This is a genomic window from Lentzea rhizosphaerae (assembly GCF_042649515.1).
Classification (GTDB): Bacteria; Actinomycetota; Actinomycetes; order Mycobacteriales; family Pseudonocardiaceae; genus Lentzea; species Lentzea aerocolonigenes.
Window position 1 is genome coordinate 54,856 of the sequence record NZ_JBHRZI010000038.1, and the last position, 8,657, is coordinate 63,512.

An 8,657-nucleotide genomic window follows, 5' to 3' on the forward strand; every position below is an offset into this window, starting at 1 on the left:
GTGATGACGGCCGAACGACCGGACCAGGAGCCCGACTACCGGTTCACGCTCGCCAACGAACGCACCTTTCTGGCCTGGATCCGCACGGCGCTGGGGCTGCTCGCGGCCGGAGTCGCGGTACGCCAGTTCGTGCCACCGTTCACCGTGGCCGGAGCGACCACCTTGCTCGCGCTCGCGTGCATCGTCCTGGCCGCCGTCGTCGCGGCCACCAGCTTTCCCCGGTGGCGGCGCGCACAGCAGGCCATGCGCTCGGGGGCCGCGCTGCCGCCGAGCCCCATGGTCGCGGTGCTCGCGACCGGAGTGTTGTTGCTGGCCCTGCTCGCCGCGCTCCTGGTGATCGTCGGGTGAACCGTGACGCCGGTCTGCAGCCGGAACGCACGAGCCTGGCCTGGCACCGCACCGCGTTGGCTGCCGCAGCGTGCTCGCTGCTGCTGGTGGGCGTGGCGGCGCGGCACGGCTGGGGCCTGGCAACGCTGCCCGCCGTGTGCACGGCCGCGGTCTCAGGGACGCTGGTGCTGTTCGCCCGTCGCGGACAGCTCGCCGCCCGTCCGCGCGTCCTGCTCCTTCTCGCCGTCCTGGCCACCGGCGCCTGCGTGGCCGCCGTCCCCCTCGTCGTGGGCAACGGGATCTGACACCAGCACCTCACGTTCCCCGCGGCTCCGGGCCACGATCACCAGGCTTTCGCAAGGACCCGGCCGCCACTCGTCAACAGCCTCATGGATGGCCGCCGCACAGCTGAAGTCGCAAGAACGACCCGTGCTGGCCGCGATGACGGCAGCAGTTCTCACGCTCGCCGCGCTCACACCCGCAGACGCCACCGACAACACGGCGTTCACCGTGACCTGCAGCGACTTCCTCGCCCAGCGGGGAGTCGGTGAGGCACTGCGGTGGTTCGCGCTGCCACCGGTCTGCCTGCCGGCGCCGTGACCAGATCAGGCCAGCGCCAGGAAGAGCTTCTCCAGCTGAGCCCGATCGGCCACCGCCTGCTCGGAGTCGTCCGAGACGCACTTCTCCAGTCCGCTGGCGATCAGTTTGAAACCGGCCCGGTCCAGCGCTCTCGACGCGGCGGCCAGCTGCGTGATCACGTCCTTGCAGTCCCGGCCGGACTCGATCATCTGCACGAGACCGCCGACCTGGCCCTGGACTCGTCGCAGCCGCTTGACCACGTCCGCGAGGACGTCTTCGTTCAGCTCCACCGCTACCTCCTTCGGTACCCCCCAGGGTATCTGAGCCCGGGAACAACCGGATGGCCCGCGGCGTTGGAACAGATACCCGTGGGGGTATGCAACCGGAGCTGGGGATGAACGACGACGGCGAGGCAAAGGTGATCACGATCAGGTGCGGTCGCCGCATCGTCGTCAGTCACGCGGCAATTCCCGCGACACCGATCCGCTGGGTGACCGTGCGGGTCTCGTCCGGACAACCAGAGGACCACAGCGAGTGGATCAGCTTGAACCCGCCGAGGCGGCCGAGCTCGGTGCGGCCCTGATCGCGCGTGCCACCACCGACTGAGAAGGAGACCGATGTGGCCACGATCGAACTGACCAGAGCCAACTTCAACGAGATCGCGGGCCGGCCGGGCACCGTCCTGGTCGACTTCTGGGCGTCGTGGTGCGGCCCGTGCCGGATGTTCGCCCCTGTCTTCGAGCAGGCCTCGACCCGGCACGGCGACATCACGTTCGGCAAGGTGAACACCGAGACCGAAACGGAACTCGCCCAGGCGTTCGGCATCTCGTCGATCCCGACGCTGATGGCCATCCGCGACGGCGTCGTCGTCTACGCACAGCCCGGCGCACTTCCCGCTGCCGCACTCGAGCAGCTGATCACCAAGATCGGTGAGCTCGACATGGACCAGGTGCGCGCCACCGCCCAACCACGCCGCTGAGAGGACCCACAACCGTGAAGTACGACCTGACCATCACGCTCGACCTGTCCTACGAGGACGCCGTGCCCGCCGTCCGCGCGGCGCTGAAGGAACAGGGTTTCGGTGTGCTGACCGAGATCGACGTCCGGGCGACCATGCGGGAGAAGCTCGACGCCGAGGTCGAGCCGTACGTGATCCTCGGCGCGTGCAACCCGCCGCTGGCACACCGGGCACTGGAGATCGACCGGACGATCGGACTGCTGCTCCCGTGCAACGTCGTCGTTCGCGCTGACAACGGAGGCACTCTCGTGCAGGCACTCGACCCGAACGTGATGACCGAGCTGACCGGGCGGGAGGAGCTGCGGCCGGTCGCCGAGGAGGCCGGCAGGCGCCTCCGGGCCGCACTGGACTCGCTGACCTCACAGGTCACCACGGCAGGCTGATCGCGAACAGGGTGCCCTCGGCGCCGGACGTGGCGGTGACGGTTCCGCCGTGCGCGCTCATGAGCTCCCTGACCACGGCGAGTCCGATGCCCGTCCCGGTGACGGTTCGCCCGGCACGGCCGCGCCAGCGCCGCTCGAAAACGTGTCCCAGTTCCTCCGCGGGAATGCCGGGTCCGGTGTCCTGGACTTCGAGGATCGCCGCGTCATCGGTGCGGCGCACGCGCACCGTGACCGCATCTCCCGGCCGGGCGTAGCGGGCGCAGTTGGCCAGCAGGTTGCCCACCGCCTGGTGAAGACGATCCGGATCCGCCCGGACGACGACATCGGTCGCGAGCCTGGTGTGCACCTCCAGACCGGCCGCGCGGAGGTGCGCGACATGCGCCTCGACTGCCGACCTGGCCACCTCGGCGAGGTCGATCTCCCGACGCCGCAACGACAACGCGGCAGCCTCCGCCTCGGAGAGCTCGGTGAGGTCCTGCACGATCCGGCCGAGTCGCTGTGCCTGATCGTGCAGGCCCGTCAGGCGTTCCGCGTCCGGTGGTGCCAGACCGTCACGCAGCTCTTCCAACCCCGCCTGCAACGCCGCCAGCGGCGTGCGCAGTTCGTGCGCGACGTCACCGGTCAGGTCACGACGGGCCTGGTCGGCGCACGCGACGTCAGCGGCCATGTGGTCGAACGCCGCCGCCAGGTCGCCGAGTTCTCCCGGTGCGTTCACCTCCGCTCGCGCGGCACGGTCACCGCCGGAGATCCGCCGCGCGGCACGGGTGAGGCGGGTGAGGGGCACGACGATCCGCCTGCCCACGAACCAGGTGGTGAGGCCGGCGACCACGAGCGCCACCCCTGCTGCGAGCCCGATCCATCCCCACGCGATGTTCCGCGCCACGGGCGTGACCGGTGCACCGAACGCCAGCTGGACCGACCCGACCACGCCGCCGGCGACCACCACCGAAGCCTCGACACGTCCCGTTGTTCCCTGCATGTTGTTCATCGGCATGCCACGGCCACGACCGGTCACGTTGCCGCCGTCGGCCGTCCGCACGACGAGCCGGGCACCGGCACCCGTGGCGAGATCGGTCGCGGCACGCAGGTCCACCGCGTCCCAGCCGCCCGCGGCGCTGTACGCGGCCGCGACCGCGACGGCCACCCGCTCGGCCGCCTGCCGGCGAGCCGCGGCCTCCGCCGACTCGAGCCCTTGCCCGGTCCCCCACAACGCGGCGCCGGTCAGCACGGCCACGGACGACAACGCCACGAGCACGAACGCGGCGAGCAGCCGTCTGCTCAACGGCCCCCACGCAGAGCTGCTGTCACGGGTCACGGCGCAACCCCAGCCGGTAGCCGACGCCGAGCACCGTCTGCACCACGTCCGGCCCGCTCGCGCCGAGCTTGTGGCGCAGGTTCTTCACGTGCGAGTCGACGGTTCGCTCATAGCCCTCGAACTCGTACCCGCGCACGCGGTTGATCAGTTCGTAGCGCGAGTAGACACGGCCGGGAACCGACGCCACCGCAGCCAGGATCCCCCATTCCGTCGGCGTCAGCTCCAGGACCTCACCGTCCCACCTGGCCTCGTGTCGCGCCTCGTCGATCCGCAGACGACCGTCCCCGAAGGACGCCGCCGCGGGTTCCGCGGTGGCGTTCGCGCGGTGCAGCACCGCCTGCACCCGCAGCACCAGCTCCGTGGGACTGAACGGCTTGGTCACGTAGTCGTCCGCGCCGAGCTCCAACCCGTGGATCCGGTCCTCCACCGCGCCACGCGCGGTCAGCACGACCACCGGCGTCCGACCTGCCTCCCGCGCGGCACGCAGCACTTCAACGCCGTCGACGTCAGGCAGTCCGAGGTCCAGCACCACCAGCGCGGCAACCCCGCCCGCCACCATCGTCAACGCCTGTGCGCCGGAACCCGTCGTCACCACGGTGAAACCCGCTCGCTCCAGGTACCGGCGCAGCAGCTCGCGGATCTCCCTCTCGTCCTCGACGACGAGCACGGTGTCTCCCATGAATCCCTGTGTACGCGGCCGAATCACGTCGATCGAGGGTCCAAGTGCCCGTTGGTACCGGTCTCCACGTCATCTCCACACGGTCTGCACGCCACCTGCTCCGGTGCGGCCGACGATGAAACCGCTACGAGGAAAGGAGGAGCCATGAAGACCCGGACTCGGATCGCCGTGATCACAGCGGCCGGGATCGTCACGGTGGGTGCGTTCGCCGGAACGTTCGCACTGGCGAGCAACTCCCCGACGATGTTCGGCCCTGGCCCTGGCCCCGGCCCCGGCGCGATGACCATGCCGCGCGGCGGGCCGCGTGACGGTGGATGCCTGGCCATCCCCGGAATCGCCGACCCGAGCGGCACGCTCACGGAGGCGCAACGCAGCGGACTCGCGGCCAACGCCGAGGAGGAGAAGCTGGCGCACGACCTGTACGCCGAGTTCGCCAACCGCTACGACGTGCGGATCTTCGACCGCATCGCCGCGTCGGAGACCAGCCATCTCGAGGCGGTCCGGACGCTGCTGAGCCGCTACGGGATCACCGATCCCACCGCGGACCAGGCGCCCGGTCACTTCACGACACCGGCCGTGCAGGCGACCTACGACCGGCTCCTGGCCCAGGGAGCCGCGAGCCAGGACGCCGCGCTGCAGGTAGGCAAGACCGTGGAGACAACGGACATCTCGCTGCTGCGCGAGTCGCTCAACAGCCTCACCGCGCCCGATGTCCAGCGCGTCTACGGCAACCTGCTGACGGCGTCGCAGCACCACCTGGCCGCGTTCGACCGCTGGTCGAGCCGGTGAGGTGAGGGTGGCGGACCTAATCGGGTCCGCCACCCGCCTTCACCTCGCGACGCTTGCGCTGGACGAGCCACGCACCACCTCCCCCGGCGACGAGCAGGACCGGGACGACCCACGCCACCGCAGGCAGCTGCTGGGCCAGCACGAAGCCGCCCATCACGAGCACGAACCAGCCGAAGCCCCTGCGCAGCACCGCTTCCGGAATTCGCCCGGCCGGCCTTCCTCCGATCAGGCTGGCGATCACCGCCGCGACCACCACGCCCGACGCCGTGAGTGGTTTCCGTCGTCAGGGCAACGGAAACCAGACCTGAGGGGCTGCCCGGCGCACGAGGTGGGCGTCTGCTCGACGGCATCAGCGCCACCGGCTGGGCGAGGTGCTGCCCGAGGGCCTCGACAGCCTGTTCTTCGTCAATTCCGGCATCGAGGCCGTGGAGGCGGCGATGCGCCTCGCGCGACACAGGCCACCGCCGGTCGCTCATCCGTCAGCCCAGCTGACCCAGCGGGTCACGGGCGGCCGGAATCTCCCGGTCCAGAAACGAGTTCATCGTGCGGACGCTGTCCATGAACTGCGCCGGGAACACGATCGTGGAATTCCGTTCGATCGCGATCTCACCGAGCACCTGCAGGTTGCGCAGCTGCAACGCGATCGGGTGGTGCGCGATCACGTCGGCCGCCTCGGCGAGCTTGCCGGCCGACAACGCCTCGCCCTCGGCAGCGATGATCTTGCCGCGCTTCTCCCGCTCGGCCTCGGCCTCGCGGGCCATGGCCCGCTGCATCGACTGCGGCAGCTCGATGTCCTTGAGCTCCACCAGTTCCACCAGCACACCCCACCGCTCGGTGGTGGTGTCCAGGATCTCCTTGATGGCCTCGTTGAGGGTCTCGGTCTCGGCCAGCACGTGGTCCAGCGGGGACCGCCCGACCACGTTGCGCACGGTCGTCTGGGCGATCTGGCTGATCGCCGCCTCCACGTTCTCGATCTCCACGATGGACTTCACCGGATCGACCCGGCGGAAGTACGCCACCGCCGCGACGCCGATGGACACGTTGTCCTTGGTGATCACCTGCTGCGACTGGATCGGCATCGTCACCGTCCGCAGGCTGACCTTCCTCATCTTGTCCGCCAGCGGAATCATGAACCGCCAGCCGGGTTCGCGCACGTTGTGCAGCTTGCCGAGCCGGAACACCACGCCACGCTCGAACTGCCGCACGATCGCCATTCCGAGATTGCTCACCACCGCCTCCTCTCGTTCACCGTCCGCCTGCGACGGCCTGCTTGTAGATGCCCTGCGACCAGACCTGCAGGCCCAGCAGGGCCTCCACGTACTCTCGAGCAGCTGGCAGGCTCTCGGCTGCGTGCTCCTTCAGCTCCACGACCCGCGCGTGCCGGCGTTCGGCCTGCTCGCGCACGATCCGGCACAGCACGTCGGCGAGCTCGTCCGGCGAACCGGATCCAACGGAGTGCTCCGCCACGGGGATCACCGGCCCGACATCGAGTCCCGCGGGTTTGAGCCCGGTGAACACGGCACCTTCCCCCGCGCGGTGCAGACGCACCACGGTTTCGAAGAACCACCGGTCAGCCACCTGGCGCGCATCCCCACCGGCCACACGCGCCTTGCTCGCGAGGTCGAAAGCCTGCCGCAGCTCGTGTTCGGAGTCCGCGTGCACGTACGGTGCGACCAGTTCGACGTCGTCCTCTCCAAGAGCACGCTGCGCGGCGACCACGACCGGGCCGTCCATGGAATCGCAATGCGGGGGCATCGCGCACCTCCTCTCCACGTCCTGGTGAAGCCTGAGTGGCCGCGCCGATTCCGATCCAGGGACGAAAGTCACTGCCCGCCAGCACTTTCGGCGCGCATCGTGACAGTGGAAGGGAGCACACCACGGCGACCACCGATGTCCTGACCTTCGATCTGTCCGTGGAGATTCGGCGACCGCCGGCAGCGGTGTTCGCGCTGCTCTCCGACATCCAGGACTTCGAGCCGATCCCGCGCGATACCGTCGTGAAGACGGTGAAGGAGCCGAGTGGACCGACCGCGGTGCGCACACGCCGGCACGAGAAGGTCGAGCTGGCACCGTTCGTCTGGTTGCACGTGGAGAATCTGGTGTCCGAGGTCGACGCACCTCATCTTCTGGCAATCGACGCCCACAGCTCGTGGATGACCGCACACCTGACGTACCGGATCGAGCCTCTCGGCGACGGATGCGTTCTGCGGCAACACGAAAACCTTCGCTTGCGCGTTGCCGCGATGGCTCGGCCCGTACGTCGAACGCGGCCTGCGCACACGTCTGCACCAGCGGCTCAGCGACATCAAGACGATTCTGGAAGAGCCGTCAGGCTGACGTCAGATCCGCGGCCACGGGTTCACGAGGTCCTGGATCGGCGGTGGGAGCTGGGCGAGGGTCTTGTCCAGCAACCCTGGTGACAGGTGCCGCGCCAGCACCGTCGAGACGGCCGCCGCGGCCTTGGGCACGTCCTTGTCGGAGATGTCGGCTTCACGGGCGAACCGGTTCGTGTACCCGTGCAGGTCGTACTTCTCCGGGACCTGGCTTGGGTTCCAGCCCTCGTAGTAGATCCCGCGCACCAGTTCGGGCAGCTGAGCCGCGAAGTGCGCGCCGGCCTCCACCGTCAGGCGATCGCGCAACGTGTGCAGCCACGCACGCAGCACGCGGTAGGCGAAGCGCCGATCGTCGGTGGCGAACTCGTCGGCCACGTCGCGCACCCACGTGTTCGCGGTCTGCACGGCGTGCTCGAACACACCGATCTTCGTCGTGGACATCTCTTCCCTCCTCGGTCAGTGCTGGTCCACCCACGACACCACCGGCACAGGCGGGCGAACAGGGCCCGAAGCGCCGCATCGCAGGAGTCGTTCGACTCTGGGGCGAACACCCTGCCCTGGCCACGCCGGGGACGAAATGTCCGCTGTGGACGATGTGGGAGCACATGCGTCAGCCCGGCAGGAGGCGGTGACCGTGACGTCACTGATGACCGGCCTCGACGTGCTGCCGTTCCTGACAAGGCTTTCGCACACCCGACGCGCCACCGTCGCGGACGTCAGCACGACCCGGACCTGTCCACCCGGTTACCGCCTGCCCGACGAAGGCAGCGTCGCGAACCGGTGTGACCGTCAGCTCTGCACGGTCGCCGACGGTTGCGCCGCACCCGCGAACGTCACCGGCACGGCGGTCGTGAGAACGACATCGCCGTTCGCCGCGGACTCCTCCTGGAACAGGATCCAGCCGTTGCCGCCGTTCGGCTGCGCGAAAGTGATCTGCCCAGCGAAGGGCCGCAACGCGTCGCCGCCACCGGTGACGAACCCACGGCCGATTTCGGTCCTGTCCTTGTCCGTCAGCACCCGCACGGTGACGGTGCCCTCGAACACGTGCGCCCGGCCGGTGACGGACACCGGTGAGCGCAGGACGTCACCACTCTTCGGCGCGTCGACCTGGATGACGTCGGCACGGGTGCCGGTCACGGCCCACCGATCACCTGACCGTTGCAGCGACACGACAGTCGGCAGCGTCGTGATCGGCCTGGTGTCGTCGTCCGGGCTCGCCGGGTAGCAGACGACC

The 8,657-nt window shown here is 69.4% G+C and carries 16 protein-coding genes; 7 read left to right on the forward strand and 9 right to left on the reverse strand.

Annotated elements, in window-relative coordinates:
• Positions 1–3: 3 nt before the first annotated feature.
• The 3 genes from ACFOWZ_RS39935 to ACFOWZ_RS39945 all read left to right on the forward strand — a co-directional run bounded on the left by ACFOWZ_RS39935 (position 4) and on the right by ACFOWZ_RS39945 (position 927).
• The gene (locus ACFOWZ_RS39935; RefSeq protein WP_382379163.1) at positions 4–348 is read left to right on the forward strand and encodes a YidH family protein; all 345 of its coding nucleotides are present in this window, start codon (positions 4–6) and stop codon (positions 346–348) included.
• Positions 345–632, forward strand: a complete 288-nt coding sequence (locus ACFOWZ_RS39940; protein WP_382379164.1) for a DUF202 domain-containing protein — start codon at positions 345–347, stop codon at positions 630–632. Before ACFOWZ_RS39935 ends, ACFOWZ_RS39940 begins: the two co-directional genes overlap by 4 nt.
• An 88-nt stretch (positions 633–720) precedes the next feature.
• Positions 721–927, forward strand: coding sequence for a hypothetical protein (locus tag ACFOWZ_RS39945; RefSeq protein WP_382379165.1), 207 nt, complete (start codon positions 721–723; stop codon positions 925–927).
• A 5-nt stretch (positions 928–932) separates the two neighbouring features.
• On the opposite strand, the gene ACFOWZ_RS39950 is transcribed toward ACFOWZ_RS39945, so the two are convergent.
• A complete protein-coding gene (locus ACFOWZ_RS39950; RefSeq protein WP_030469912.1) occupies positions 933–1,196 on the reverse strand; it encodes a metal-sensitive transcriptional regulator in 264 nt (87 codons plus the stop codon).
• A 166-nt stretch (positions 1,197–1,362) separates the two neighbouring features.
• Positions 1,363–1,533 (reverse strand): hypothetical protein, encoded by a 171-nt coding sequence (locus ACFOWZ_RS39955; RefSeq protein ID WP_382379166.1) that lies wholly within the window; start codon positions 1,531–1,533, stop codon positions 1,363–1,365.
• Here ACFOWZ_RS39955 and trxA point away from each other — a divergent pair.
• On the forward strand, positions 1,526–1,885 hold the full coding sequence (gene trxA, locus ACFOWZ_RS39960; RefSeq protein WP_382379167.1) for a thioredoxin: 360 nt from the start codon (positions 1,526–1,528) through the stop codon (positions 1,883–1,885). The two genes, ACFOWZ_RS39955 and trxA, sit on opposite strands and share 8 nt — an antisense overlap.
• A 14-nt stretch (positions 1,886–1,899) precedes the next feature.
• Complete coding sequence (locus ACFOWZ_RS39965; RefSeq protein ID WP_382379168.1) at positions 1,900–2,307, forward strand: DUF302 domain-containing protein; 408 nt, start codon at positions 1,900–1,902, stop codon at positions 2,305–2,307.
• On the opposite strand, the gene ACFOWZ_RS39970 is transcribed toward ACFOWZ_RS39965, so the two are convergent.
• Together ACFOWZ_RS39970 and ACFOWZ_RS39975 are read right to left on the reverse strand one after the other, a co-directional pair.
• On the reverse strand, positions 2,291–3,622 hold the full coding sequence (locus tag ACFOWZ_RS39970) for a sensor histidine kinase (protein ID WP_382379170.1): 1,332 nt from the start codon (positions 3,620–3,622) through the stop codon (positions 2,291–2,293). The two genes, ACFOWZ_RS39965 and ACFOWZ_RS39970, sit on opposite strands and share 17 nt — an antisense overlap.
• Complete coding sequence (locus ACFOWZ_RS39975) at positions 3,612–4,301, reverse strand: response regulator transcription factor (protein WP_382379171.1); 690 nt, start codon at positions 4,299–4,301, stop codon at positions 3,612–3,614. Before ACFOWZ_RS39975 ends, ACFOWZ_RS39970 begins: the two co-directional genes overlap by 11 nt.
• Positions 4,302–4,445: 144 nt before the next feature.
• On the opposite strand from ACFOWZ_RS39975, the gene ACFOWZ_RS39980 reads away from it, so the two are divergent.
• Complete coding sequence (locus tag ACFOWZ_RS39980) at positions 4,446–5,090, forward strand: DUF2202 domain-containing protein (RefSeq protein WP_382379172.1); 645 nt, start codon at positions 4,446–4,448, stop codon at positions 5,088–5,090.
• A gap of 16 nt (positions 5,091–5,106) precedes the next feature.
• Here the strand turns inward: ACFOWZ_RS39980 and ACFOWZ_RS39985 are convergent, their stop codons facing one another.
• The 3 genes from ACFOWZ_RS39985 to ACFOWZ_RS39995 all read right to left on the reverse strand — a co-directional run bounded on the left by ACFOWZ_RS39985 (position 5,107) and on the right by ACFOWZ_RS39995 (position 6,845).
• Positions 5,107–5,331, reverse strand: coding sequence for a hypothetical protein (locus ACFOWZ_RS39985; RefSeq protein ID WP_382379173.1), 225 nt, complete (start codon positions 5,329–5,331; stop codon positions 5,107–5,109).
• 238 nt (positions 5,332–5,569) lie between these two features.
• Positions 5,570–6,319 (reverse strand): slipin family protein, encoded by a 750-nt coding sequence (locus tag ACFOWZ_RS39990; RefSeq protein WP_382379174.1) that lies wholly within the window; start codon positions 6,317–6,319, stop codon positions 5,570–5,572.
• Positions 6,320–6,335: 16 nt separating this feature from the next.
• Positions 6,336–6,845 carry a DUF6448 family protein gene (locus ACFOWZ_RS39995; protein ID WP_382379175.1) on the reverse strand — a complete coding sequence of 170 codons (510 nt, stop codon included), beginning with the start codon at positions 6,843–6,845 and terminating at the stop codon, positions 6,336–6,338.
• Between the two features lie 35 nt (positions 6,846–6,880).
• Between ACFOWZ_RS39995 and ACFOWZ_RS40000 the strand changes: the two genes are divergently transcribed.
• Positions 6,881–7,510, forward strand: a complete 630-nt coding sequence (locus tag ACFOWZ_RS40000) for an SRPBCC family protein (protein ID WP_382379176.1) — start codon at positions 6,881–6,883, stop codon at positions 7,508–7,510.
• On the opposite strand, the gene ACFOWZ_RS40005 is transcribed toward ACFOWZ_RS40000, so the two are convergent.
• Positions 7,430–7,864: a DUF2267 domain-containing protein gene (locus tag ACFOWZ_RS40005; protein ID WP_382379177.1), complete on the reverse strand. Its 435-nt coding sequence runs from the start codon at positions 7,862–7,864 to the stop codon at positions 7,430–7,432. The genes ACFOWZ_RS40000 and ACFOWZ_RS40005 overlap by 81 nt on opposite strands.
• Positions 7,865–8,212: 348 nt before the next feature.
• Positions 8,213–8,657: Gmad2 immunoglobulin-like domain-containing protein (locus tag ACFOWZ_RS40010; RefSeq protein ID WP_382379178.1), on the reverse strand; the 445-nt coding region annotated here is incomplete at its 5' end.

What these genes read in the sequence shown, in the direction of transcription:
- ACFOWZ_RS39935 (WP_382379163.1), top strand. Translation starts at nt 4, where the DNA reads ATGACGGCCGAACGACCGGACCAGGAGCCCGACTACCGGTTCACGCTC.
- ACFOWZ_RS39945 (WP_382379165.1), top strand. Translation starts at nt 721, where the DNA reads ATGGCCGCCGCACAGCTGAAGTCGCAAGAACGACCCGTGCTGGCCGCG.
- ACFOWZ_RS39975 (WP_382379171.1), bottom strand. Translation starts at nt 4,301, where the DNA reads ATGGGAGACACCGTGCTCGTCGTCGAGGACGAGAGGGAGATCCGCGAG.
- ACFOWZ_RS39980 (WP_382379172.1), top strand. Translation starts at nt 4,446, where the DNA reads ATGAAGACCCGGACTCGGATCGCCGTGATCACAGCGGCCGGGATCGTC.
- ACFOWZ_RS39995 (WP_382379175.1), bottom strand. Translation starts at nt 6,845, where the DNA reads ATGCCCCCGCATTGCGATTCCATGGACGGCCCGGTCGTGGTCGCCGCG.
- ACFOWZ_RS40005 (WP_382379177.1), bottom strand. Translation starts at nt 7,864, where the DNA reads ATGTCCACGACGAAGATCGGTGTGTTCGAGCACGCCGTGCAGACCGCG.